At 57.1% G+C, this 25,860-nt stretch carries 20 protein-coding genes and 2 tRNA genes; 11 read left to right on the top strand and 11 right to left on the bottom strand.

All coding sequences use genetic code 11. The features are described 5' to 3' along the window. Nucleotides 1–19: 19 nt before the first annotated feature. From CWI75_RS05415 to CWI75_RS05375, 9 genes are all read left to right on the top strand, one after another. Nucleotides 20–94: transfer RNA gene (locus tag CWI75_RS05415), tRNA-Gln, on the top strand. A gap of 79 nt (nucleotides 95–173) precedes the next feature. Beyond that, on the top strand, nucleotides 174–1,121 hold the full coding sequence (locus tag CWI75_RS05410; protein WP_101520486.1) for a ribose-phosphate pyrophosphokinase: 948 nt from the start codon (nucleotides 174–176) through the stop codon (nucleotides 1,119–1,121). A gap of 68 nt (nucleotides 1,122–1,189) precedes the next feature. Continuing rightward, nucleotides 1,190–1,864, top strand: a complete 675-nt coding sequence (locus CWI75_RS05405) for a 50S ribosomal protein L25/general stress protein Ctc (RefSeq protein WP_101520485.1) — start codon at nucleotides 1,190–1,192, stop codon at nucleotides 1,862–1,864. A 26-nt stretch (nucleotides 1,865–1,890) separates the two neighbouring features. Further along, nucleotides 1,891–2,481 (top strand): aminoacyl-tRNA hydrolase, encoded by a 591-nt coding sequence (gene pth / locus CWI75_RS05400; protein ID WP_101520484.1) that lies wholly within the window; start codon nucleotides 1,891–1,893, stop codon nucleotides 2,479–2,481. 35 nt (nucleotides 2,482–2,516) lie between these two features. After that, nucleotides 2,517–3,617: a redox-regulated ATPase YchF gene (gene ychF, locus CWI75_RS05395; protein ID WP_101520483.1), complete on the top strand. Its 1,101-nt coding sequence runs from the start codon at nucleotides 2,517–2,519 to the stop codon at nucleotides 3,615–3,617. Nucleotides 3,618–3,753: 136 nt separating this feature from the next. Beyond that, nucleotides 3,754–4,800 carry an MBL fold metallo-hydrolase gene (locus tag CWI75_RS05390; protein ID WP_101520482.1) on the top strand — a complete coding sequence of 349 codons (1,047 nt, stop codon included), beginning with the start codon at nucleotides 3,754–3,756 and terminating at the stop codon, nucleotides 4,798–4,800. A gap of 174 nt (nucleotides 4,801–4,974) precedes the next feature. Then, nucleotides 4,975–5,850: an N-carbamoylputrescine amidase gene (gene aguB / locus CWI75_RS05385; RefSeq protein WP_101520481.1), complete on the top strand. Its 876-nt coding sequence runs from the start codon at nucleotides 4,975–4,977 to the stop codon at nucleotides 5,848–5,850. Then, nucleotides 5,850–6,947: an agmatine deiminase gene (gene aguA / locus CWI75_RS05380; RefSeq protein ID WP_101520480.1), complete on the top strand. Its 1,098-nt coding sequence runs from the start codon at nucleotides 5,850–5,852 to the stop codon at nucleotides 6,945–6,947. The genes aguB and aguA overlap by 1 nt, the downstream gene beginning before the upstream one ends. A 92-nt stretch (nucleotides 6,948–7,039) precedes the next feature. Beyond that, nucleotides 7,040–7,116: transfer RNA gene (locus tag CWI75_RS05375), tRNA-Met, on the top strand. A gap of 34 nt (nucleotides 7,117–7,150) precedes the next feature. On the opposite strand, the gene CWI75_RS05370 is transcribed toward CWI75_RS05375, so the two are convergent. The 4 genes from CWI75_RS05370 to CWI75_RS05355 all read right to left on the bottom strand — a co-directional run bounded on the left by CWI75_RS05370 (nucleotide 7,151) and on the right by CWI75_RS05355 (nucleotide 11,840). Further along, complete coding sequence (locus CWI75_RS05370; RefSeq protein WP_101520479.1) at nucleotides 7,151–8,284, bottom strand: tyrosine-type recombinase/integrase; 1,134 nt, start codon at nucleotides 8,282–8,284, stop codon at nucleotides 7,151–7,153. A gap of 216 nt (nucleotides 8,285–8,500) precedes the next feature. After that, a complete protein-coding gene (locus tag CWI75_RS05365; protein ID WP_101520478.1) occupies nucleotides 8,501–9,367 on the bottom strand; it encodes a phage integrase N-terminal domain-containing protein in 867 nt (288 codons plus the stop codon). An 810-nt stretch (nucleotides 9,368–10,177) separates the two neighbouring features. After that, entirely contained in the window at nucleotides 10,178–11,095 is a 918-nt protein-coding gene (locus tag CWI75_RS05360; RefSeq protein WP_241521088.1) for a nucleotidyl transferase AbiEii/AbiGii toxin family protein, read from the bottom strand. Beyond that, the gene (locus tag CWI75_RS05355) at nucleotides 11,085–11,840 is read right to left on the bottom strand and encodes a type IV toxin-antitoxin system AbiEi family antitoxin domain-containing protein (protein WP_206604650.1); all 756 of its coding nucleotides are present in this window, start codon (nucleotides 11,838–11,840) and stop codon (nucleotides 11,085–11,087) included. Before CWI75_RS05355 ends, CWI75_RS05360 begins: the two co-directional genes overlap by 11 nt. Before the next feature lie 217 nt (nucleotides 11,841–12,057). Here CWI75_RS05355 and CWI75_RS05350 point away from each other — a divergent pair, with 217 nt between their 5' ends. Then, nucleotides 12,058–12,507 carry a hypothetical protein gene (locus CWI75_RS05350; protein WP_101520476.1) on the top strand — a complete coding sequence of 150 codons (450 nt, stop codon included), beginning with the start codon at nucleotides 12,058–12,060 and terminating at the stop codon, nucleotides 12,505–12,507. 253 nt (nucleotides 12,508–12,760) lie between these two features. On the opposite strand, the gene CWI75_RS05345 is transcribed toward CWI75_RS05350, so the two are convergent. The 5 genes from CWI75_RS05345 to CWI75_RS05325 all read right to left on the bottom strand — a co-directional run bounded on the left by CWI75_RS05345 (nucleotide 12,761) and on the right by CWI75_RS05325 (nucleotide 20,892). After that, nucleotides 12,761–13,528: an SDR family NAD(P)-dependent oxidoreductase gene (locus tag CWI75_RS05345; RefSeq protein WP_101520475.1), complete on the bottom strand. Its 768-nt coding sequence runs from the start codon at nucleotides 13,526–13,528 to the stop codon at nucleotides 12,761–12,763. Between the two features lie 275 nt (nucleotides 13,529–13,803). Further along, the gene (locus CWI75_RS05340) at nucleotides 13,804–16,260 is read right to left on the bottom strand and encodes a TonB-dependent receptor (protein WP_101520474.1); all 2,457 of its coding nucleotides are present in this window, start codon (nucleotides 16,258–16,260) and stop codon (nucleotides 13,804–13,806) included. 285 nt (nucleotides 16,261–16,545) lie between these two features. After that, nucleotides 16,546–17,847 carry a spinster family MFS transporter gene (locus CWI75_RS05335; protein ID WP_241521087.1) on the bottom strand — a complete coding sequence of 434 codons (1,302 nt, stop codon included), beginning with the start codon at nucleotides 17,845–17,847 and terminating at the stop codon, nucleotides 16,546–16,548. Between the two features lie 351 nt (nucleotides 17,848–18,198). Next, the gene (locus CWI75_RS05330) at nucleotides 18,199–19,338 is read right to left on the bottom strand and encodes a hypothetical protein (protein WP_101520473.1); all 1,140 of its coding nucleotides are present in this window, start codon (nucleotides 19,336–19,338) and stop codon (nucleotides 18,199–18,201) included. A gap of 102 nt (nucleotides 19,339–19,440) precedes the next feature. Next, the gene (locus CWI75_RS05325; protein WP_101520472.1) at nucleotides 19,441–20,892 is read right to left on the bottom strand and encodes a DUF1254 domain-containing protein; all 1,452 of its coding nucleotides are present in this window, start codon (nucleotides 20,890–20,892) and stop codon (nucleotides 19,441–19,443) included. Nucleotides 20,893–21,616: 724 nt separating this feature from the next. Between CWI75_RS05325 and CWI75_RS05320 the strand changes: the two genes are divergently transcribed. Further along, nucleotides 21,617–23,233 carry a carboxylesterase/lipase family protein gene (locus tag CWI75_RS05320; protein WP_101520471.1) on the top strand — a complete coding sequence of 539 codons (1,617 nt, stop codon included), beginning with the start codon at nucleotides 21,617–21,619 and terminating at the stop codon, nucleotides 23,231–23,233. 79 nt (nucleotides 23,234–23,312) lie between these two features. On the opposite strand, the gene CWI75_RS05315 is transcribed toward CWI75_RS05320, so the two are convergent. Then, nucleotides 23,313–24,119: an amidohydrolase family protein gene (locus CWI75_RS05315; RefSeq protein WP_101520470.1), complete on the bottom strand. Its 807-nt coding sequence runs from the start codon at nucleotides 24,117–24,119 to the stop codon at nucleotides 23,313–23,315. A 56-nt stretch (nucleotides 24,120–24,175) separates the two neighbouring features. After that, the gene (locus CWI75_RS05310; RefSeq protein WP_101520469.1) at nucleotides 24,176–25,717 is read right to left on the bottom strand and encodes an acyl-CoA carboxylase subunit beta; all 1,542 of its coding nucleotides are present in this window, start codon (nucleotides 25,715–25,717) and stop codon (nucleotides 24,176–24,178) included. Between the last annotated feature and the right edge of the window lie 143 nt (nucleotides 25,718–25,860).

Genomic DNA, 25,860 nt, shown 5'->3' with positions numbered 1-25,860 from the left:
GCACCAGACACAGAACTATTGGGGTGTCGCCAAGTGGCAAGGCACCGGGTTTTGATCCCGGCATTCGCAGGTTCGAATCCTGCCACCCCAGCCATATTGAGAGTCCCCGGGAGCAGGGTCAGCTGCGCTGCTCCCGGATTAGCCAGCCGACCCACCCTCGGGAGAGAAGCGCCGTGTCCTCCAAGCTGATGGTCTTTACCGGTAACGCCAATCCGGAGCTGGCCCAGAAAATCGCCAATCGCCTCTATTCGTCCCTGGGTAAAGCCAGTGTGGGCAAATTCAGTGATGGTGAAGTGGCCGTCGAACTGAACGAGAATGTTCGCGGCAAGGATGTCTTTGTCGTCCAGCCCACCTGTGCGCCCACCAACGACAACCTGATGGAATTGCTGGTGATGATCGATGCCCTGCGACGGGCATCTGCTGCGCGTATCACCGCAGTATTGCCCTATTTCGGCTATGCCCGCCAGGATCGCCGGGTGCGCTCTGCACGGGTGCCAATCACCGCCAAGGTGGTCGCCGACATGATGGTTTCGGTCGGCGTCGACCGGGTGCTCACGGTAGACCTGCACGCCGAGCAGATCCAGGGCTTTTTCGGCTGCCCGGTAGACAACGTCTACGGGTCGCCGGTACTGAATGCGGATATCCTGGCGTGCAACTACGATAACCTCATCGTGGTGTCACCGGACATCGGCGGCGTGGTTCGCGCCCGGGCTATTGCCAAGCAGCTTGATGATGCGGACCTGGCGATTATCGACAAGCGCCGGCCACAAGCCAACGAAGCCCAGGTGATGAACCTGATCGGTGAGGTTGAAGGCCGTACCTGCCTGCTGGTGGACGACATGGTCGACACCGCCGGCACCCTGTGCAAGGCGGCGGATGCGCTCAAGGAGCGCGGTGCCAAGCGGGTACTGGCCTACTGTACCCACGCGGTGCTGTCGGGTCGCGCCCTGGACAATATACGCAGCTCCCAGCTCGACGAGCTGGTAGTCACAGACACGATTCCCCTGAGCAAGGAAGCCATGGGTGTAGAGAAAATCCGCCAGCTGACCATTTCGGATCTGCTGGCTGAATCGATACGCCGGGTTTCCAATGAGGAATCAATCAGCGCGCTGTTCCAGTAGGGGCAGCGCTTAATCGCACACCGCCGCGCCGGTCGCGGGCCGGCAGTGTCATCAATGGAGTCCGGACAATGTCTGACCAATTTGAAATTTACGCAGAAATACGAGAAGACATGGGGAAAGGTGCGAGCCGCCGCCTGCGTCGTCTCGCCGACCAGGTCCCCGCCATCATTTACGGTGGCAGCAAGGATCCACAGCCCCTGTCCATCATCCGCAAGGACCTGGAAAAGGCTCTGGAGAGCGAAGCGTTCTACTCACATGTTCTGGCCATCAATGTCGCCGGCAGCATGGAGAAGGCGATTCTCAAGGACCTGCAGCGTCACCCGGCCAGGAACAGCGTCATGCACGCCGATTTCCTGCGGGTTGACGACAAAGTGGCCATCAAGGTCCACGTGCCGATTCACTTCCTGAATGAAGATACCTGCAAGGGCGTCAAGCTCCAGGGCGGTATCATCCAGCACCAGGAAAATGACATCGAAGTGCTGTGCCTGCCGAACGATATTCCCGAGTTCATCCCGGTGGATATGGCCAACCTGGAAACCGGCGACATCCTGCACTTGTCCGATGTCACCCTGCCCAAGGGCGTCAGTTCCGTTGCCCTGAGCCTGGGTGAAGATCACGACCTGGCTATCGCTTCGGTTATTGCCCCCAGGGGCGGTGATATTGAAGACGAAGAAGAAGCCGAGGCTGCTGAGGCCGAGTCTGCTGCTGCCGAAGCCGGGAAATCTGAAAGCGGCGAGGAGTAAACCCTCGCTGCTAACTGGCACTCGCGTTGACAACCTCCCTCTCATTGATTGTTGGATTGGGTAACCCGGGCAGCGACTACCGGGGAACCCGTCACAACGCGGGTGCCGATTTTGTTATAGAACTCGCTCGCCAGCACGGTGCCACCCTGCAGGCGGAATCCCGTTTTTCCGGTTTGACCGCCCGCATCCAGCCCGGCGGCCACGACCTTCGTCTGCTCATTCCCACCACCTTCATGAACCGCAGCGGCCAGGCCGTAGCGGCCATGTCCGGGTTCTTCAAAGTTGCCCCGGAACAGATTCTGGTGGCCCACGACGAGCTGGACCTGCCTCCCGGCACTGCACGCTTCAAGCGCGGCGGCGGCCACGGTGGCCACAACGGGCTGCGGGATATTGTCTCATGCCTTGGCAACAGCCGGGAATTTGCCCGCCTGCGCATCGGCATAGGCCACCCGGGTCACGCCTCGAGGGTTACCGGCTATGTGCTGGGCAAACCCACGGCGCCGGAGCGGGAACAGATAGACGCCAGTATTGATGCGGCAATCGCCGCCCTGCCCCTGCTGCTGGCCGGGGACGATACCAAGGCAATGACACAACTACACAGCTTCAGTGCCGCCTGATACCCGGCACGGGCACGCCATTACAGGAATCAAACATGGGTTTTAAATGCGGAATTGTCGGCCTGCCCAACGTCGGCAAATCGACTCTGTTCAATGCGCTGACCAAGGCCGGCATCGGTGCGGAAAATTTCCCCTTCTGCACCATTGAGCCCAACGCCGGTATTGTGCCGGTACCGGACCCGCGCCAGCACCGGATTGCCGAAATCGTCAAACCCGAGCGCGAAGTGTCCACTACCATGGAATTTGTCGATATTGCCGGCCTGGTGGCGGGCGCGTCAAAGGGTGAGGGCCTGGGCAACCAGTTCCTGGCCAACATCCGCGAAACCGATGCCATTGCGCATGTGGTGCGCTGCTTCAATGACGACAACGTCATCCATGTGGCTAACAAGGTCGACCCGCGCTCGGATATCGAGATCATCAATACCGAACTGGCGCTGGCGGACCTCGAAAGCTGCGAGAAACAACTGCAGCGCGTTACCCGCAACGCCAAGGGCGGCGACAAGGAAGCCATTGCCCTGAAGGCACTGCTGGAGGACAAACTGCTGCCGCACCTGAATGAGGCGCTGCCGGTGCGCTCCCTGGCGAACACCCTGGATGACAGTGAATGGGCACTGGTAGACAGCCTGCACCTGCTTACCATCAAACCCACCATGTACATTGCCAATGTCGATGAAGAGGGCTTTGAAGACAATGCCCTGCTCGACACCGTGCGAGAGATCGCGGCTACCGAGGGCGCCAGCGTGGTCGCCATCTGCAACAAGCTGGAAGCGGAAATCGTCGAGCTTGACGATGCCGAGCGGCTGGAATTCCTGGAGGACCTGGGCATGGAGGAACCGGGGCTGGACCGGGTGATCCGCGCCGGGTACCAGCTGCTGAACCTGCAGACTTACTTCACCGCCGGGGTGAAGGAAGTGCGTGCCTGGACCGTGAAGGTGGGCGCCACCGCACCCGAAGCTGCCGCGGTGATCCATACCGACTTCCAGAAGGGCTTTATCCGCGCCGAGGTGATCAGCTACGATGACTTCATCACCTTCAAGGGCGAACAGGGCGCCAAGGATGCCGGCCGCTGGCGCCTGGAAGGCAAGGACTACATTGTGCAGGATGGCGATGTCATTCATTTCCGCTTTAATGTCTGACGCACAGTGACAGATCGCGGCTAACGATACCGGCTGTGATTGACGACAGGCGTTGTTCAATCTAGCTTGGAAAGACACACGATCAAAGTGCGTCGCTGTAGTGTCAGGCCGCGACTGCCGACCAGGGAGTTCAGCAATGATTTTTCGGCAACTGTTCGACAGTACCTCCTCCACCTACACCTACCTGCTGGCCGACGAACAGAGCGGCGAAGCCCTGTTGATCGACCCGGTGTTTGTGCAGATGCAGCGCGACCTGGCGCTGATCGAGGAACTGGGCCTGACGCTTCGCCTGGCGGTGGATACCCACGCCCATGCCGACCATGTGACCGCGGCGTGGCTGCTGCGTCGGGAAACCGGCTGTGATATCGCCTCGGCCCGGGTCATCGGTGCCGAACACGTCACCCTGCCGCTGGATGATGAACAGATTTTCGGTGTCCAGGGTGTGGCGCTGCGCGCCATCGCCACGGCCGGACATACCAACGGGTGCATGAGCTATATCACCGCCGACCAGGGCATGGTGTTCACCGGCGATACGCTGATGATCCGCGGCTGTGGTCGCAGTGACTTCCAGGAGGGTAGCGCCCAACGCCTCTATGAGTCCATCAGCCGTCGCCTGTTCAGCCTCCCGGACAGTTGCGTGGTCTATCCGGCACACGACTACCAGGGTCGTAACGTAAGCTCCATTGGCGAGGAGAAGCAATTTAACGCGCGAGTCGGTGCCGGCGCCAATGAAACCGATTTCGTCGAGTACATGCACGCCATGAAACTACCGCATCCCAAGCTGATCGACGAGGCGGTACCGGCCAATCTGCGCAGTGGCGCACCGGAGCAGGAAGAACTGCCCCCCAGGCCGCGCTGGGGAGACATCCGCCTGACCTATGCGGGCATACCGGAGATCGACGAGGAATGGCTGGAGCAGCACCTGGACAGCGTTACCGTGCTCGATGTGCGCCTGCCCGAAGAAGTGCGCGACTATCCGCTGGCCCAGGCCCTGGTGGATGTGCATATCCCCTTGGGCGAGCTGCGCGAGCGACTTTCTGAAGTACCCCGCGATAAGCCGGTGGTCGCCCTTTGTCGCTCCGGCCGGCGTTCGGCGCTGGCGGTGTCGATGCTGCAGGAAGCGGGCCACGAACAGGTCGCCAGCCTGAGCCGGGGCCTGCGCGGCATGTTGCAGGACGGATGAGCGAATTGCCCCACGCCCTCCGGCAATGGCCGAGCGGGGTGCGGCCAGTCTCGACACTGGCTTCCTGGCCGGTGCTCGTCCCCGGTTCATTGGGCCTAGCGTAAATTAGCCCGGCTCCCTCCTCTTTTATATGATAAATTTTCACCCCAACAGCTGACACAGAGAGTCGCCATCATGCCCCGCACCGTTACCGTAGCCGCTACCCAAATGGCCTGCAGTTGGGATCGCAAGGCCAATATCGCCCGGGCTGAGCAGCTGGTACGCAACGCCCACAGCCGCGGCGCGCAGGTGATACTGCTGCAGGAACTGTTCGAGACCCCCTATTTCTGCCAGACGCCCGATGAAGACTACCTGCTGCTGGCAGCACCCATGGCGAGGCATCCGGCTATTGCCCACTTTCAGAACATTGCGCGGGAGCTACAGGTGGTGCTGCCGATCAGTTACTTTGAGCTTGCCGGGCGGGCGCGCTTCAATTCAGTGGCTATCATCGACGCCGACGGCAGCGTGCTCGGCAACTACCGCAAGAGCCACATCCCGGACGGCCCCGGCTACCACGAGAAATTCTACTTCAATCCCGGTGACACCGGCTTCAAGGTGTGGGATACGCGCTATGCCCGGATCGGCGTGGGCATCTGCTGGGACCAGTGGTTCCCCGAAAGTGCCCGCAGCATGGCCCTGCTTGGGGCAGAGCTGCTGTTTTACCCCACCGCCATCGGCAGCGAGCCCCACGATCCCACCATCCACTCCCGGGACCACTGGCAGCGGGTGCAACAGGGCCATGCCGGCGCCAACCTGACTCCTTTGATCGCCAGCAACCGTATCGGTCGCGAAGTGCAGGACAGCAGCGATATCACCTTCTATGGCGGCTCCTTTATTGCAGACCCCTTCGGGGCCAAGGTGGAAGAAGCCGACGGAAGCAGCGAAACCGTGTTGGTACATGAATTCGACCTGGATGAGGTAGAAAAAGTACGCAGCGCCTGGGGCGTGTTCCGCGACCGGCGCCCTCCCCTGTACGGCCCCATCAACACCCTGGACGGCGAACACAGCTAATGGCAAACACAAGTACGCCCCGTGCAGACGGCTTCTACATGCCGGCGGAATGGGCGCCCCAAAGCCAGGTGTGGATGTTATGGCCCGAGCGGCCGGACAGCTGGCGCATGGGTGGCAAGCCGGCCCAGGCCGCCTTTATTGCCGTGGCCAGGGCGATCGCCCGCTTTGAAGCCGTCACCGTGGGTGTCTCCACCGGCCAGTTCGTCAATGCCAGCGAGCAGTTCGTCGACGAGCCGGCTGTGCGCGTAGTGGAGATGTCCAACAACGACGCCTGGATGCGCGACGTTGGCCCCACCTTTGTGGTCAATGGCGGCGGTGACATCGCCGCGGTGGACTGGGAGTTCAACGCCTGGGGCGGGCTGGATGACGGCCTGTATTTCCCCTGGGACCTGGACAACCAGGTGGCGCGCAAAGTCGCCCAGCTGGAGCGGGTAAAGCGCTACCCAACCCCGGATTTCGTGCTCGAGGGCGGCTCAATCCACGTGGATGGCGAGGGCACCCTGCTCACTACCGCCGAGTGCCTGCTCAACACCAATCGCAATCCGCACCTGAGCCAGGCCGACATCGAGACCTACCTGCGCGACTACCTGGGCGTGAGCACGATCATCTGGTTGCCCCACGGCATGTACAGTGACGAAACCAACGGCCATATCGACAATTTCTGCTGTTTTGTGCGCCCCGGGGAAGTGTTGCTGTGCTGGACTGATGACCCGGAAGACCCCAACTACAGCCGTTGCAGCGAAGCCCTGGCGGTGCTGGAGAACAGTATTGATGCCCGGGGCCGCCGCTTACGGGTGCACAAGATACCCATCCCGGAACCCATCCACGCCTCCGAGGAGGCCTGCGATGGCGTGGACCGGGTGCCCGGCGCCCAGCCCCGGCTGCCCTATATTCGCCTGGCCGCTTCCTACGTGAACTTCCTGGTTATCAATGGGGCCGTGATTATGCCGGGCTTCGACGACCCCGCGGATGAGGAGGCGCTGGCGCTGCTGCGCGAACTGTTCCCAGAACGTGAAGTGGTGATGCTGCCGGGGCGGGAAATCCTCTTTGGCGGCGGCAACATCCACTGCATCACCCAACAGCAACCCCTGCCCTGAGGCCATCGATAATGCCCCGGCGGCGCTTGACTTGCCTTGGCAAAATGGGGAAAATGCGCGCCTTCTCAGGGCTCAGGCCCTACTGCCTTTGTGGCTACGTAGCTCAGCTGGTTAGAGCACAGCATTCATAATGCTGGGGTCGGTGGTTCAAGTCCACCCGTAGCTACCACTTTTTCCTTTTTAAATCAAAAACTTAAAAAATCTCAAATCGCTCTGAGATTCTCCCTCCTCCCGATTGCGGGAGATTTGCGGGAGTTTTCATCGTTAATCAAGGTCAGGGTCGGTGCCGAGGTACCGGACCAGCTCACCTTTTCCACCGCATCGATCAGTTCCCCGATTTCAGCGGCGGAATAGTGCGTCGTGATCTGGCCGTTCTTGTGCCCCAGGAGCACCTGCCGGGTTTCATGACTCACGCCCTTGGCCCGCAACCGGCGACCGAAGGTATGCTTCAAATCATGGACCCGCACTTGCGGCAAACCGGCTTCTTCCCGCGCCCTGCGCCAGGCTTTGGTGTTGATGCGATCCACCGGTCTGCCCTTGGCATAGGTAAACACATGCGCCGGGTTCCTGCCGCGCTGGCGATTGATCACCGCCCGTGCTTCGGCATTCATCACCACCAGTCGATCCTCCCCATTCTTCACGCCGCCACCCGGGACCACAAACACACTGGTTTTCAGCTCAGGAATCGGTATCTCCCACTCCCACCGCAAACCCACCACTTCCTGCTCCCGCGTTCCGGTGTTGACCTTGAATAACGCCATTTCCCTCAAGTGACCCGGCAATCGCGCAAACAGCCTCAATTGCTCGTCCCACGACAGGGGATATGGCTTGCGGGCATCGTCACACTCAAGCATTTGCAGCAGGGGGGCGGTTTCAAGCCAGGTCAATCCGGACTCGTCCCGCCACAGGCGGGCGGCCAGAGGCAGAATGCGCCGCACCACCGCCAGATCGCGGTTGATGGTGTTGGCTCGCATACCCTGTTTACGACGATGCCGTATAAACGGCTCCAGCGTGCCCTGATGCACCTGCCGCAAAGGCAGATCGCCTATGTGCGGGTCCAGAATTTTCAGAGACTGGGCATAGCGGCCTATACTGCGTTTATGCTGGTAATCCAGCAGAAACCTGGTGGCCGTCTGCCGAAAAGTACGCTCTATACGAATGCCGTAGACAGTCGCCTTGCGCAGCTCTTCCAACCGTCGTATCAGGAACCTTTCCGCCTCCTCGAGCTCGCTTGCGCCAGTGCTCTCGCGAAGTCGGCCATATCCCCTGACGCATTTGTCAATGTGCCAGATGCCCTGGGTGCCTCTCTTGTAGAGGCCCGGGATTCGCTTTGACATAAGAGTTCTCCTCTATGCTTTGGCGAACACCCACAGCGGTTCTTATACTGCTCCGCCCAGGCGTCCATTTCAAGCCGGTCAAACGCAATGCCCTGCCTACCGATGGGAATTTCCGTCAGGCAGCTACGGACTTCCCGGCTGAATCGGTTCTTATCCATCCCCAGATAAGCCGGGGCATCGCGCAGACGTATAAATCGAGGCAGAATCGAGATCATCTCAGCGCCCCAAATAGACAGCAGTGATCTGCTCTCTGACATGCCCCAGCTCCCTGCTGATCGCCAGACGCGCCTGTAGATCCGCCTCCTGCTGCGCCGGGGTCAGATCCTTTTTATTGGGTCCGCCACCGTGGGGTGACGGCCAGCCGGTGAGTTCCAGGTAGCGCTGCTGGGCATAGGCGTGGCGCAGACCGTGCATTTTCGACAGGCCAGCATTAGCCGTGTGGCGCTCGTAGATCCTCAGCTGCTCGATATAGGTGCGCCCCCTGGGAATCAGTGCGCCCACCCCGGCCAGGCGCTTGGCCTGTTCCAGCAGGATGCGCTGCTCCCTGGTACGGATGGGGACGGTGCGTTCCCGGCCGCCCTTGGTCCAGCTGGCTTTCAGGTGCAGGTGGTCCCCGCTATCCGCCCAGCGGGGCCGGATCTTGAGTGCTTCCTCCCTACGTAGGCCGAAGGCCCTCTGCAACCGGAGGCTCATCCTCACATGTTCATCCTTGACCTGGTCGAGCTGCTCGCGAGCCAGGCCCTTGGCCTTGCTGCTATCGGACACAAACTGCCGGTCGGGTATGCCATAAAAGTCATTCGAACCAGCCACCACGGCCCGCTTGTTAACCTTCTCCGCCCACCAACGTAAACAGCTCATGCGGTTCTTGATGGTGCCGGGGGATAGGTTTTGCCCCTGCCAGTGATCCACCAGGGTCTTGACGTGCTTCTGCTTCAGGGAGGTGGCCTGCAGCTGCCGGAAGCCCAGCTCGTGTAACTGGTTGGCTATGGCCGTCAGTTGCCGTTCCCGGCCTACCCGGGTTTCAAAGCTGCCCTCGTGGCTATGCCTGCATAACATTTTCAGTTGGTAGTTCAGGTCGCGCATAGTGCTATATCCATAGGTGAGTGTTTCTGATCACCTGGCAACAAAAGCTGCGCAGGCCCGCTGGGCGGAACGATCACGGGACACCAATCCCGGTTGACCTGAATGTGTCTGGCCCTAGACAGCACGGTGTGTTTTCGCAGAAAACTGGCCCGTGCAAACCAACGGTCATCCAGCCTGAGGCTGGGTGGAATTACCTCCTGGTTAAATTAGGCAGAACGCGCTGACCGCCAGCGTGTTTGCGTGGTTCAAGAAGCAGTAAATGGGCGAGGACAGTAGCCCCGTGCCATCAACAGCGGTGTTGGAACAGATCCCCGGAAGAGCGGGACGGATTGCAAGGAGCGCCACCCAGGCTATAAGGCACCGTGGTGGTTTAAAGATGGACCCGGTCATTACTGACCGCTGCGTCGTGGGAGGCCCTGGCTGACGCGTTCGGCAGATTCCAAAACCACCGAAATCTGCCTACCCCGTCTGCGAATGCAAGGTGGGGTCTCCTTGCCACTTTTCCGTAGTGGCCACGGGTAAATTCGGTTGCTGGGGGTACTATAGAACAACCGATAATGCGGCTGTCACAACAAACCCGGTCAACTCATGGCGGGGTTTTTAACCCGTCGCGCCCTGAGGAGGTTTATGGTGCCAGTGGCACCACCTGCGATGCGGCCTGCCGAGGCACGAATTGAGTGCGTTTAAGACAATTCGGGCTTCTCCCGGGTTGGTTTCCCCGGCTAAAGCGCGCTGTGGCTACCGGTAGGGGCGTTGGACTGCGCCCACGTCACTACCCGCTGCGCTCGCTAGTGACTTGGGCATGCCTACCTACCGGGACAACACCTCTTCCAACCTGGACAGTGCCTGCGCTAGCCGAGCCGGGCTCATCTTTCTGATATTGCGGAGTTTCCACTGTACGGCGGGCAGATCACTCGCGATGGCGTGCTCCAGCAAATTCCACTGCGGGTCGCCCGACTTAAAGGACAGCAGAAACGCTTTTTGGCTGTCCGTTAATTGCTGGCTGATCGACCAAATCATGCGGACTCGCGTTTGCTTCAGCTCCTCCACGCTAACCTCTCGCAGCGTCATCCCCTTGAACTGTTGATCGAACACCGGTTGCAGTGGAAGCGGATTGGGGTCCAGCAACTCGGCTATCGGCCGGTTGCTGCTCACCAGGTACACCAGGAAGCAAGCCATCAGCGCTGGCGTTATTCCTCCGCCTGCCAAACGCTGCATCACGTCAAATAGATCCCGAGGGTGCTGCCGGTCGAGCGCAGCGACCAGTTTACCGGCGTACACCTCATCCGCAGCGAGCACCTGTGTTTCGACATACCCGAACTGGTCCGCCACAGGATCGCTAATAGCCATTTGTACGGCTGGCATTATGCTGCCGCGGAGCACCGGCGAGACTTCCACCTTGATGCTGACACCGCCCGCAGCGATCTGCAGCCGCTGGACTCGACCAGCCTCGCCCGCAGCAGCCGTTACCTTCGCACCGTGGATCACCCGACGGATCTTGTCCGCAAGCCGGCTAAGGCCCTCATCAATCGCCCTGAGCGCATCATCGCGATCGTCCAGCGGCAAGTAGGTGAGATCGATATCCACGGACAGGCGCGGGAAATCACAGATAAAGAGATTGATTGCCGTGCCGCCTTTCAGCGCAAAGCAAGGTTCGGAGGCAACCAGCGGTAACACGCGCACCACAAGCTCCACCTGACGGAAGTAGGGATTGCTCCTATCCAGCATGAAAAGCCTCTGGCACCGTTATCTGGTAGCGCTTGTCCAGTTTTCCGCCGCGGGTCACCATGCGCTTGCCCCGACCCAGGTCTACCGCGTCAACATCAACGCGCTTCAGCCACGGATAGTCATAGCGAGTGGCAAAGAACAGGAACAGGCGCTTCGCTTCATTGTGGAGACAAGACTGCAAAAGGGTGTTCACCACAGCGGGCCGCAGTGAGGTCAATCCCTCGAACAGCTCGGCAGCAAATGTAAAGGAAGTAGGTGTTTCGTCCATCTGACTCAGCACTTCGAGGATCGCGCGCTCGGGTGCCGAGCCCTGCATTGTCCAATCGCGCACCTGCGTCGGCAACTGCACCCAACCTACCTCCGCGTCGCCTTCGAATAGCTTCCTCCGGTGAAAATGCCAGCGCACATCCACCGGCACCTGCTCCACCCAGCCAGGCGCCCTGCCCTGCCCCCAGACGTGGACGGCGGCATCGCCGCCGAGCGAGAGGTAATGCGCAAGCCCCTGCCGATTCAGCGCGCTTACACCGCCCAGGTGCAGTTGAAATCCCCCAAGCCTTTGCAATCCAAGGATGACGCCTTCCCAGGTAACCGGGTGACCCGGGCGGGAGTAAACACGTCCGCCCAGGCGTATCAGCCAGCCGCTCTGCACATACTTTTGAACCAGCTGGGGCGAATAACCGTTTGCCGTCAGCCAGGTGCTGGGAACAGCGACCCCTTCCGGGATCTGGCGGGTCAATTGGTTCAACTTTGCGTCTTTTTGTACACTCATGGTTTATTTTTATTACTTTAATCAAACCGCGTCAATGCAAAAGTTCATTTATTCTAAAAAAATATACTTAAGATATATTTTTATGCAGTTTTGCAAACTCACCCTCCAACTCACTGCCCGTATGGTGCAAATATTCGAACGCTCCGTATGATATTGTTATCAAACAATATCATACGGATAATCTATTCGCGCAATGACAAACGCCCTACAACCTTTTCATGTTCTCGTAGTCAGCCTGGCCGTTTGGCTTAACCGCCACCAACAGGCGGTCATCGAGTATCTCATCGAGGAGAATCGCGTTCTCAAAGAGCAACTCGAAGGACAACGGCTTCAGTTCACCGACGAACAACGAATGAGACTGGCCGTGAAGGCGAAAGTCCTTGGCCGTCGGTTACTTGATGAGCTCGAGACGCTTGTGACCCCCGGTACGCTGCTTGCCTGGCACCTTAAGCTGATAGCCAAGAAGTGGACCTATGCCAGGAAAGGACCAGGTCGGCCCCGCATCGCGCAAGAGATTGTCGATTTGGTATTACGCATGGCGCGGGAGAACGCCTCTTGGGGCTATGACCGAATCCAGGGTGCTCTCGCTAATCTTGGTCACATTATTGCTCCAGGTGGCTCGCGACCTGACAAACGTGGGTGACGGATTTCTTTTAAGCAGTCGATATCTCATCATGGACCGTGATAAAAAATACACGACTGATTTCAGAGTGGATCTGAATCGAGAGGGCGTCAAACCTGTTCGATGCCCAGCGCGGGCGCCCAATTGCAATGCGTTTGCAGAGCGGTTTGTGCGTTCAATAAAAGACACGTTCCACTTATTGCACTACACGGCGGATAGTGCCGACGCACTCCCGTTAACGACCTGGCCTGAGTCGGCTGACCTGACCGACTTATCAGGATTCCGCAACCAAGCCACCATCCAGCACAAGCACGTGGCCAGTGACCCATGCAGAAGCCCGTGAGCTCAAATAGATTGCGGTACCCGCGACGTCCTCCGCTGAACCCATACGACCGACCGGAATTGCCTTTACCAATTCTGCTTCGTGCGCCAACATGTGCGCAGTCATCTTGCTCGGGATCAGTCCCGGGGCAATGGCGTTAACGTTCACGCCCTCTCTCGCAAGATCGGCGCCAAGTTGGCGGGTGAGCTGGTGCACGGCCGCCTTACTCGCGCTATAGCCATAATTCTCGCTATGTGAATTAGTAATCCCATTCACTGAGCCGATATTGATGATCCGTGCAGGATCCGCATCAGTGCGGGCGGCGCGCAGTGCAGGTAGCAGTTGCTGGGTCAGGAAAAAAACCGACTTGACGTTCAGGCACATAACCTTGTCCCACCCGCTTTCCGGAAACTCGTCGATAGGTGCACCCCATGTGGCCCCCGCATTGTTCACCAGAATATGCAGGGCAGTCTCTCGCTCTCGCACCGCTGCAGCAAATTGCTGGATGCCCGGCACCGTAGATAGATCTGACACAATTGGAATACACTCTCCGAGTGTCGACAAGCGAGCGGCTGTCGCCTCAAGCTCATCGGGCTTGCGCGCCGTAATGTAGGTGCGCACCCCGTTGATGACAAAGCCTTCGGCAATCATCGCACCAATGCCCCGCGATCCGCCTGTTACAACCGCCACTTTGCCAGTCACATCGAACAACTTATGCATCGTTTATATCCTGAAAAACGCATGAGGCTACTGGCTCCCCCGGTATTCGGGAGGCGGCAGGCCGCCCATTGATCGTCCGCACCAGCATCCGAAGATTGGTAAGCTCTCGTGCCGTAGCAAGCCACAATTCCAACAACCGCCACCACAAGAGCGGCAATTTAACGTTCCTCCATCGCTTTAAATTCTAAATTTAAACGCTTCGGCACGTCCTGGCGGCAGTGAACCGGTCCCTGAGTTCGGTCCGGTCCGCTGCTGCCCCACACTCTGTGGCTTGATTAAAACGTTAAGCCGGCCTCTATTCCATAGGTGCGGGGCCGGCCAACGATACAGCGCATAACTGTTGTATTTTCAGCCCTGTCTACACCACCGAAGAGACCCGCAAGGACCTGGTTCTGAATGCGCGTGCAATAGCCTTCATCGAAGGCATTGCGGACGAAGGCTGTGACCTTCCAGTTCGAGTTGGGATTATTCAGGCCAACGCGAAAGTTGGTAATATTGTAGGCTCCCTGCCTGGATCGAGGATCATTGTTGACCTGGAAAAGCTGTTCATCGACGAACTGATGCTCACCACGCACGAACCATTCCAGCTGAGTTCCCGGTATATCGTCGGTCCAGGTGACAGCCAATGACGACGTCCACTCGGGAGATTCCGTGCGCCGCTCGCCCGTGAGATCCTGCACCGGTCCGGCGATCAGTCCGGGCGCGCCGCGGAAATCGGTGAATTCAGAGTCCAGATAGCTCACACCGAGGATGATATCGAGCTGCTCGATCGGACTGGCGCGAACGTCAACTTCAACACCCTGCAGCCGAACGGCGCCTGCATTGCGGACCTCAAACGACATTCCATCGAATGACCGCTCCTGAAAATCATTTACATCCGTGCGGAACAGTGTGCCATTGGCCGTGACCAGACCATTGAAGAGAGTACTTTTTACACCTACCTCGTAGGTTTCAGAGGTTTCCTCATCAAAGACACGGTCTTGTGAATTAGCGTTGGAATTGAAGCCGCCCGACTTGAAGCCTGTCGACGCCGTCGCGAAGAGCATCATGTCGTCATTGATGAAATAGCGCGCACTGGCGAGCCAGTCTACGGCCTCGCCGCTCGTTTCAAGAGCCTGGATGGGCTCTGGCGGCGAAGCTACACGCTGGATCGCGATGTTGTTTATGACGCGCTCATAGACGCCCTCCTTCTCATCGCGCGTCCATCGCAGACCGCCAGTGAAAGAGAGTGCCTCGGTAGCGTTATAGGTTGCCTGACCAAAGACGGCAGTACTGGTAAGTTCCTGTGAGAAATTTTCCACTTGTGCTTGCAGTGGATTGGCGTTGCAACGCGCCACATTTTCTTCTTGTCCGATACTGCCCAGGAAGATATTGCAGTAATCGTCACCCAGATTGAAGCTCGTAATGTTCCCAAACTCTTCATCGTAGAGGAACAGTCCCGCGATGTATTCAAATGTCTGACCCGTCGGGGAGGCAATTCTGAACTCCTGGGACATGTTTTCAAACGATAACTCTCCTTCGCGAGGCAAGAAATCGATCGGCATGCGCATGATTTCCTCGACCCCGGTTTCCTCCTCAAACTCCCTATAAGCCGAAATTGACGTCAGCGTGTGTTCGCCCAAACCAACGTTGAAGGTGAGGGTCACGCCGGTCTGATCAACAGTACCCGCGTCGCTGTGGCTATGATTGATCTTGCGATCGAAAGTATCGCTGTCATCAATCTCCTCACCGTATAGCGCAAGGACACGGTCTTTGAAAACTTGTGGGACTGTTCCCGTTAAAAACTCCTGGGAAGCGCCGGAGTGTTCAAGCCTTTGATGGTCCATGACAAGATCGGCTTCGATGGTGTCGGTAATGTCCCAAAGCAGCCTGCCTCTTATGCCAAAGTCCTCGCGCTCGAGCTCGTCTTCATTGTCGAAGGTGTTTTCAAGATAAGCGCCCTGCTTGCGATAGCTGAAGCCGACCCGCCCTGACAGGTTTTCGGCGAGTGGCCCGGTCAAGTGACCTTCCACACCACCGCTGCCAAAGTTCGCAAGCTCTGCAGTGAGCGAACCACCAAAGACGTCTTCAGGTCGGTTAGTGAGAATGTTGATGGCGCCGATAGGCGTGTTTCGGCCAAAAAGCGTTCCCTGCGGTCCGCGCAGGACTTCAACCTGCTGTACGTCGAAGAGGTTGTTCATGATGGCACCCGGACGCGGCACATAAGCACCGTCGACGAAGATGCCGACGCTAGGCTCGATACCCTGGTTACTCACCGAGTTGACACCTCGAATGCCGACCCTTGGAGCGACTACCTGTCCGCCTGGGTTGATCTGAAAGTTTGGCACGAGGAACGAGAGGTCCGTCATATCGTTTACACCGGATTCCAAAATCAGTTCGCCCGTAATAGCGGTGACCGAAATGGGTACGTCCTGTATGTCTTCCTGACGCCTTTGCGCCGTGACGGTGATGACCTCGAGCGTCCGTGTTTGGCGGTCGCTGCGACCCGGCTCCTGCGCTGCTTCTTGAGTTAGCGCCGGGGCGGCGAACGGGTAACCGATTGCGATAATACTTGCCGATAAAAGAAGGTATTTTCTTTTCATATTATATTCTCCCGAACCGAATTCATGCTTATGTTTATGTTTATGAAAGCTACGCGCCAGCCACTTGATGCCGCCAACAGGCTTGGCAAAAACGACTTGTGACTGATCGTATTGCAAAAAAACCGCAATTTCAAGCAATCGTTTGCGCAATTGTTCCCTTCAGTGTCTGGCATGGGACTACTTTAGCAATCGCCAACTTGTGGACCTACCATGCCACAAGGTGTTCGAAGGCTGTAATGCCTTATATCTCGGGCAGTTTCGCCATCGACCCACCAAGAAGAGACAGCCTCCTCGAAAAAATCAATCCGATAAGCGCAAACGTTTTTACTAAATCATTATATTGTTGCGAATGGCTCCGGTCATGACTGACCATTACACCAAGGAAACCGCTAACCGACGTTTCGACAGATTCGAATTTCACGTGCCCTCTGTCAGCTAGGCCACAGCAGCTGCAGCCTGCTCCCTGCTGCGCTTCGCCAGGTCCTCCGGCAGACGTTTGGCGGCGGCGTAGAAAAGTGCGATGGCGATCAGGGCAGTCATCGTACTGATCACCATCGCATAGCGCAGGCTTAGCACTCCAAATCGCGGAGCGAGCAGGTCGCTCATCAGACCGGTCAGGAATGGTCCCAGGCCAAGGCCGATAATATTCAGTACAAAAAACAGGATCGCCGATGTTAACGCCCGCATCGACGGTGGCACCAGCGCGTGAGACATTGCAATTGAAGGACCCAGGTAGAGGGTCATCAGGAGATTGGTGAACACCAGCACCACCAGTATGGAACCGGTGCTGTCGCCGAGCAATACATAGAGATACGGGAAGAACGCGACCGCGGCACCAATCATGGGTATCCAAAGGTACCAGCGAGGATCATGCGCGCCGAAGCGATCACCCAGATATCCACCCAGGTAGGTCCCTACCGCCCCGGAAATTCCGGATACCAGAGCCAAGACAATGCCGACCTGACCAATGCTCAGACTATGGATCCGGATCAGAAACGACGGAAAGAAATTACCGACACCGTAGCTGACGAATGCCATCAACGAGCAACCCAGGGCAATATACCAGAACGACGGACGCTCGCGCAGCACCACCATGGTCTCCGCAAGTGTGGGACGCTGCGCCGTCTCCAGAGCGCTGTCCCAGCGTCCTCGATTCGGTTCTCTGACCGTCAGGCGCAGTACGATCGCGAACAGGACACCGGGGATACCAACAACCAAAAATGCAATACGCCAGCCAAATGCATCGGCGATCATTCCGCCAAACATGAAGCCCAGTAGTATGCCGACGTAAATGCCGGTCGAATAGAAAGACAGCGCTCGCCCGCGTTGCTCCGGAGGAAAATAGTCGCTGATCATCGAATGCGCCGGCGGGCTACCACCGGCCTCGCCCAGGCCGACGCCAATGCGGGCGGTTAGCAGCTGCCCGTAGTTTTGGGCGAACCCGGACAACGCCGTCATGCCGCTCCACACCGCGAGCGCGAGCGATACGATATTGCGCCGATTGCCGCGATCCGCCCACCAGGCGATCGGAATACCTGCAGTAACATAGATCAGGGCGAAGCTGAAACCACTGAGCAGACCCAGCTGCGCATCGCTCAGCCCCATGTCGGCCTTGATCGGCTCCTGCAGGATCACGAGTATCTGGCGGTCGACGAAATTGAATGCGTAAACGATAGTGAGCATCACCAGTACGAACCGCTTGTATGCGGGTGAGTAGTCATGCTTAGTCGAATTCACGGGCCTGGCCTCCTGTATTTTCAGGTAAGCTCGCTATCGCCCGTTGCACGCTCGGCGACGCAAATCCTGATCGATAAACCGGCCTGGGGCCGGCGTGCCACATCGCTTTCTGTCGCCGATAACGAATCGCTTGCGGGTCTGTACCGATGTCTCGACTGGCCACAATAATCAATGCTGTTTTCACGGTGAGACTAAAAAAATTTATATGCATGGCTTACTTTCCTTTCGCCTCAAATGGTGGACCTCTATAACTACCAGAGAGAATAGATATTCCCGGACGCTCGCTGGGTCAGCCAGAAATATCCAACCTGGCGTGGTCCGCGGAAGAACTGTGCAATCGCCTTGAATCTGCTACTTTTGCAAAAGCCTCGCCGCTCCGATACCTCTCTCGCCGCCCCCGACGTAGTACAGGTAAAAAGCTCCGTCGCTATCACGAAACAGAAACGGATCCCTGAGTTCCTGTGAGGGAATATCGAGCTCACCACGTATTGACTTATGTACGGGAAGCTGCGCGCCCTCCCACTCGTCCTCGGGCCGCAGCATCTCCACCGCTTCGGTAGCCCGCCAACGGTTCCAGTCGGACTGGGACAGGTCAATTTCGGACAGGAGAAGTCGCTCTGGCGCATCACCTAACCGCGACCAGAAGACATACAGCATGTCGTCTTCAAGCCACAGGCCTGGATGTCGCATGTTGGGTTCAAACAGCAGACTGTTTCGCAGTTCATAGGGCCCCGTCAGTGAATCAGATCGGTATAGCGCACCGGCCATGCCTAACAGGTAGTGGATGCCGTGGTGCTGAAAATGGCGCAAGTAGGCACCAGCCACCTCCCGTTCCAACCCAGTAAATTCGAGCCCGCTTGAGGATGTCGCAATTCGGCTACTTTGCCTGCCGTAATGGTCGAGGCCGTGATAAAAAAGTACCAGTTGTCTGGATACGTCGTCGGCCACCACTTCGGGGCTGGCGATATGCGGTGTCTTGGTGCCTGCCGCACTCATCCCCCGCTTCTTGCGTTCCGCGGCGCTGACCCTTTTCGACCACCAGGTTGAAACCAGGATATCGCGGGCAAGTGGCAGCGGGAGAGTACGCAGCGTGTATAATACCCGGCTCTCCCCGGTAATCACCTCGTCCAGTGAAACCGGCAAACCACTGTCGCCAAGGGAAAGCACGCCCTCCTCATACAGCGACCAGGGGCCCAGTGGGCTATTACTGTAGGCCATCCTGATGTAGCTGCCCTTGTGATGGGAAAAATAGAGATAATAGCGGCCCAGCCGATTCTGGACCCAATCCGGCACCTCGATAATTGAGGGACAGCAAACATTGTAATACCCGTGCTCCTCCGCCACTTCCGCAATTATTGGTTGTCCTGCCAGCCGCTCTACGATCCATGGCGGCTGGGACGTGGGCAGGTAGGATTGTCCGGGCCACAGCAATGCCAGCCCCACCACGAAAAATAGTACCAGCATTGCAATAAGCCATTTGTTCTTTGTCATCCCACTACCATCGAGAAGGTAAGATCTAAAAAAGCTGTGTGCATGGCATCCTTTGCTTTTTGAAGGGGTTCAATTTTCAGTGTGGCAGAGCGAACGCATCACTCAGTCGGATACCCCGATATAAGGAATATAATTCCCCAATGTCTCTGGGTTATGGACTGCCTCCTCAGGCAGATAAATCCTGTAAATGATGCGGAACAATCCCTCGGCCGGCGCCGGCAGCCAGTTTGATTCATGCCCTTCAGGAGGCGTGTGCTGTATATATATGTCCAAAGAGCCGTCTTCGTTGTATTCAACGCCCTCATCGCGGTCGCTTATGGCGAAACGGTTGATACTGTTTTTAACCATCCTGAAGTCGGGGCCATACATTGTGAACGACCAAAAGCCGTGCTCCAGCATGGGCGGAAGCTCATCGGCCGCAAAATGCAACTGATACGACTTGCTGCCGTCGAAGTACTCGCCATCAGAGCTCTTGAAGGTACTGATATACAGGGCTTCTTCGCGATCGTTGAGGAACAAGCCAGCCGTCGCTCCGGCGGCGCGCCCCAAGTAGTCGTAGCCCCATCTGCCCTCCGGAAGGTGGTCCCAAACTCCCTGGTACACTCTGCCGCGGTTCTGGTACTTCCAGCTCATTACTCCCGGCCCGGTCTCCAGCGCTCGCAGCAGACCACGCCGGATCGGTGGCTTCAGCGCAGCAGGATCAAACGGCTGGCCCGGAACCAGGCCGATAACAGCAAACTGGCTAACAAGACTCTGGTGACTGGCGTCAGGCGGATAACGCCCCATCAAGTCAGCCACGGCATAAAAGACCGCAAATGCTCCACTCGCCCTGCCCATTTCTCTGGCAGAAGCCGGCATTGATGCTTCACCCAACTTGCCAGCCCGAAAGTTCGACAGCGAGGTGAGCTTTACCTGACGCTGCAGCGCGTTGACAGCGACAATATCATCATCGTCACCAGGTGCTACGCCAATACGCAGAATAAACATTGCGGATGAATACTCCAGCCTGTGTGGAACGACCCCGTCAGGTAATGTTCCCTCCCAACCGGGTGCTATGAAGGCATGGTGACCGCCCTTGCCATCTGTGGCCCGGGATCCCAGGTAAAATAGATTTTCCGTGTAGGGATTGGCGACTTCCACCCCCCAGTACCGGCCAGGAATGTCAGGCACTGAGAGGATGATTGGCTCATCGGTTGAGTCCACGAGAGCGGCGCTGTATACCGTGTCAAAATTCGGGCTGTACTGTGTCCCATCGTTGGCAGAGCTGAGTGTAAACTTGTGACCAACCTCATTGATCATGGCGTAGCAACATGTATCACGAAGCGCGTCGACTTTTTCGCGATCGGTACGTATAACATACTCTCGTTTATATACAGTCAACGGCAACCCAAAAGCGTAGGCCTGCAGCCCCAATGAGTAAGCCCATTCTTCCAGTGCTGCATCATCTTTTTCGATGTCGGCCAGTACAGGTTGTGAGTGTCCGACCGGGGAGAAGCCGAGAGTCCATGTTATTGCAGTCGCAACAAGCACTCCCCATACCAGTTTCATATTCATTTTATATCTCCGGATTCAGGTTTGGATTTAGGAGGCAGTTACGCCGTCTCAATGCAGCGAGAGTTGTCGATTAACCGACTTCAGCCTCCCACTTATAGGATCCCCGTGCATTCTTGGAAAAGAAGCGCCTGGCGTCCCACCGACCGTGGCCATGAACATCAGCATCAGCATCAGCATCATAGTAGAAGCCAATCTGACGGACCTACATTGCCCCCATTCGATGGTGGTATCCCTTGTGTTGCCTGAGTCGGAGCGTTCGGTACATGCTCCTTCGAATTTTTCTCCTCATTCACGGGCAATTCCTATCTCTTATTATCGAATTTCCAGCTTAAGTCTCAGCGATGCCGCAACAGTAACGCAAAATAACGCAAAATAAGCGCAAAAACAACGCAAATATAAAGCAACAAGAGACTGAATATGATTAACTATGCACGTATGAGCTCTATTACAAGTTGAATACAAATATCGTGCGAGCACGCAATTTTCTGTTCGATGAGGTGGATGGAGTACTTCGGACCGGTGAGCTTGCGTGTCGGATCATGAAATCCGAACCCATGGGCTTGCCTTTATGGCAAGCTTGCGGCAGATATTGCTTCACACCGTGCACACGTCGATGTTGAAGCCACACTAGCAAAGAAACGCAACCGCGTGGCTCGTTCCTGACGTTTGGCAGCACCATTAATTACAAAGCGCCAATGGCTTCGTTGGAATCAGGGCAATAATAATGAATAAATCTTTTTCCCAGCAAAGCCGCAGACAGTTTCTACGCCAGTCCATGCAGCTCGGTACCGTGGCCATGCTTGGTGCCAACGGGCTATGGCTACCTACCCATGTAGCCGCCCAAAGTTCACCGTCCGGCATTATGGAAGTGGATACGGGCAGAATACGCGGCTATTGCAATGAAGGTGTCAGCGTTTTCAAGGGGATTCCCTACGGCGCCTCCACGGCGGGTGAAAATCGCTTCCGCCCCCCGCAACCCGCAGCACCCTGGACTGGAGTACGAACAGTAAAAGATTATGGCCCCAGCGCGCCGCAGTCTCTTAGGCCTGACGGCAAACTTGGTGAGGGACAAAGCGAGGATTGTCTGGCCATCAATGTCTGGACACCAGAACCAAACGGCAACAGGAAACGGCCAGTAATGTTCTGGTGTCATGGAGGGCGTTTTACCAGCTTGAGCGGTTCCAGTCCCAGCTATGATGGCACCAATCTGTGTAACCGTGGTGATGTTGTGGTTGTTACGGTCAACCACCGCCTGAATATATTGGGCTTTACGCACATGGCCGAGTTGGGTGGTGAATCGTTCGCCCACGCAGGTACAGCGGGCATGCTGGATCTGGTAGCAGCTCTGGAGTGGGTGCAGCGCAATATCGAGCAGTTTGGTGGTGATCCGGACAACGTTATGATCTTTGGCGAATCCGGCGGCGGCCGCAAAGTCGGCACTTTGCTGGCTATGCCCGCCGCTAAAGGCCTGTTCCATCGTGCAGTGATTCAGAGCGGACCGACAATCAGGCTAGCTTCCGCGGAAGCGGGCACGCAGCAGGCGAAATCCTTGTTTGATGAATTGGGGCTTAGACCAGGTGACATGGGAGGAGTACAACGTGCCCCTGTTGAGCGAGTTATCGGTGCATATCAGCGTCTCTCCCTGCGTGGAGAATTTGCACCGATTGTTGATGGTGATGCATTACCAGACTCTCCATTTCACCCGAGTGCTTCGACCGCAAATCCCGATGTTCCAGTAATTGTGGGTGCCAACCGCACCGAGCTGACTTTTTGGATGCGCAATGATGACGCGGCCTTTAATATGAATGAAAGACAGGTAGAGGAACGATTGCAGTCGGTCACCGGTGACCTCACCCGGGAAGTTATTGATGTGTATCGTACCGCGGAGCCCGATGCTTCGCCCAGTGAGCTATATTTCCTGATTGCTAGCGATCACAGCTATGTGGTGCCATGTATGGTAATTGCCGAGCGTCGCGCTGCCTTGAATGCCGGACTGGTGCGCTCCTATTATCTGACTTGGGATACGAAAACCCGTGGCGGCCGCCTGATGACACCTCATGCCCTCGATATTCCATTTGTTTTCGATAATACCCATCCTCAGAAGACAACGTACGGGTTTACCACCGGCACCGAAAAAGAGCGGAGCATGGCCGATAAAATCAGCGACAGCTGGATTGCCTTTGCTCGCAGTGGTAATCCCGATACCGGAAAACTGCCGGACTGGCCGAATTACTCCGGCGCGTCACGACAGACTATGGTACTGGATAATGTCAGTAAGGTGATTGAAGATCCCATCAAATCACGTCGCGAGATCATGCAGCGGGTGCTGGGCCTGAGTTGATATGCTCCAACACCCTGCCCCTCGCAGGGTAGTCGAACAAATTGGTGAACGTAAGATGACAGCGCCTGATATGCAGAATCTACCCTATATCAGCATCCCATTTATACGCTCGCCGCGCATTTTCCGCGAAGAATAATGGTTGCGCTTCCTCTCTCAAACAAAGCGACTCTATTTCGTCGCGAGCGCGCCCCCACGGAACGGTCGGATACTCGGTCCCGAACATCATTCTCTCGCGGCCCCGGGTATTGATGAATTGCACAAGCTGCGGAGGCCAGTACTTCGGGGCAACCGAAGTGCAAGACATATAAATGTTATCCCAGTGCGCAATCGTGGAGATCGCCTCATCTACCCATGGCTGGCCGCAATGGCTCATAATCAAACGTAATTCGGGAAAGTGAAACGCAACTTCGTCGAGGTAGATCGGATTCTGCACCCATCCAGGCTGGCGTGGACCCGGCATGCCGACGTTCATCGATACGGCGATATCGAGTTCTATAGCTTTTACATAAAAAGGCCAATAGATACGGTCCGTTGGCGGCAACAGGTAACGGAACGGCGGTATACGCAAGCATCTAACGCCAAATTCCTCGTGGTAGTGAACAATTCTGCGAATTTCATCCATCCCGTCCAACGGATTCACGATCATGGCTGGCAGTATCTTCTTCGGATACTGCGAGTGCGCCCTGCCAACCCACTCAGCATGGGATGGGTCCATAATGGAAACAACGGCGGCACCAATCGCAGCCTCATCCAGTTTCTTCAGGAGATCATCCGCCGTTTCAATCTTCGGTCGATCCTGGATCCCTTTGAACAAGTGGCCAAGAGCGCCGGATTTAGCGGCGGCAAGGAAGTTCGAATTGACCAGTGAATCTATCGCTCTTTGCATAATTGGTCCTGAGCAGTTTGCAGGTCGGTAAGGCAGCCTGAGTATCGCGCTTTCCGCTAAGGTGTGTAGGAACGGGCGCCACCGGATGGCCCCAGCTGCGTCTGGATCACCTTCCACGCGTCTTCGACAAAATCCACCAAAAGGGGCCGGGTATCACGTGGATCGATAAGATCCTCGATACCAAAGGCGTGAGCATTCCTGAAGGGCGAGGCGATGGATTGCAGTTTCGCCTCGATCTCTGCGCGCATTGCCTCAGGATCAGTGGCACTCTCGATTTCCTTCTTGTAGGCAATCGATGTGCCACCTTCGATATGCATGGACCCTCCGTGTGTAGAGGGCCACGCATACCGCCGGTACATTCCAGAGCCTCGCCAATGCAGTCCACCGGCCACACCGTACAGCTGACGCGTCACGATAGAGATGAAAGGCGTCCTGCTCCGGGCCATAACTGCCATAACCCTGGCCCCCGCCCTCAAGATACCCGCCTTCTCCTGCGCGGGGCCAACAGAGAACCCGGGTTCGTCAGCGAAATAGACCAGCGGCAGATGAAACGTATCCGCCAACTCCACGAGCCGGATAGTTTTCTCCCCGGCAGCGATATCCATAGAACCGCCGTTGAACTTGGGATGGTTCGCCATGACCGCAACCGGCACACCGTTGACCCGCGCCAGCCCAGTGATACGAGCCTTGCCGTAATAGGGCATGATTTCGAAGAAGCTGTCGCGATCGAGTACTGCCTCTAGAACCTTGCGCGGCTCGTAGACTCTGCGCCGGTGTTTCGGAATAATGCTGAGAAGCGATTCCTCCCTACGCTCCGGGTCATCTTCAGGCTCACATCTTGGCGGCGCTTCCCATACATTAGGCGGCAGAAAAGACAGGAACCTGCGTACCTGCCGAATCGCGTCCGCTTCATCCTCCGCGAGATTCATGATAACGCCGTTTTTGACCTGCGTTCGCTCATCGCCGAGATCTTCCTTGGTAATGGATTGGCCAGTAGCCTGTTCCACCACCATGGGGCCCGCCACGAAAACCTGGGAAGTGCCTTTCACCATGATGTTGAAATGACACATGCATGCCTGAACTGCCGGCGCGCCTGCGACGGATCCCAGCACTGCAGACACCACTGGAACATTCTGGAGTAGTTCCGCGGCCAGGCCTGTCCCGAGATTGCCCGGAAGGTAGGTACGCCCGATGGTTTCAAAGGTCTTGACGCTACCGCCGGTCGCGTCCAGCAGACGCACATAGGGAATACGATTTGCCAGGGCGAGGCGCTCGACAAACTGGCTTTTGGTACCAACCGTTGCGCCGCGTATCGTGAAGTCACCGCCCGACAACGCGACCTTGCGCCCCTCGATCCGGCAGGTTCCCGTCACTGTATTGGATGGCTTGAGATCAATAACCTCATCACCATCCCAGACCGCCTCACCGGTCAGGGTACCTATCTCGTGAAAACTACCTGGGTCCTGCAGCAGATCAATACGCTCCCTGACAGTCAATTTTCCTCGGCTGTGCTGGAATGCGATGCCCTTTTCGCCACCCATCTGGTGCGCCATCGCGGTCTGCCGCTTGATCTCTTCTACATCCGATTCCCAATTCACTGCTATCTCCTCTTGATATCTACTTTTAGAATCTTTATCTCGCCACGCCCGATTCGACCAGAGCCGCCACTTCGGCTTTCGACAGGCCTGCCAACTCAATCAACACCTCTTCACTGTGTTCGCCCAGCATGGGCGCGCGGGTT

The organism is Kineobactrum sediminis, assembly GCF_002868715.1.
GTDB lineage: Bacteria > Pseudomonadota > Gammaproteobacteria > Pseudomonadales > Halieaceae > Kineobactrum > Kineobactrum sediminis.
The sequence above is the reverse complement of the archived record's forward strand: the minus strand, read 5'-3'. Positions and strand labels throughout refer to the sequence as shown.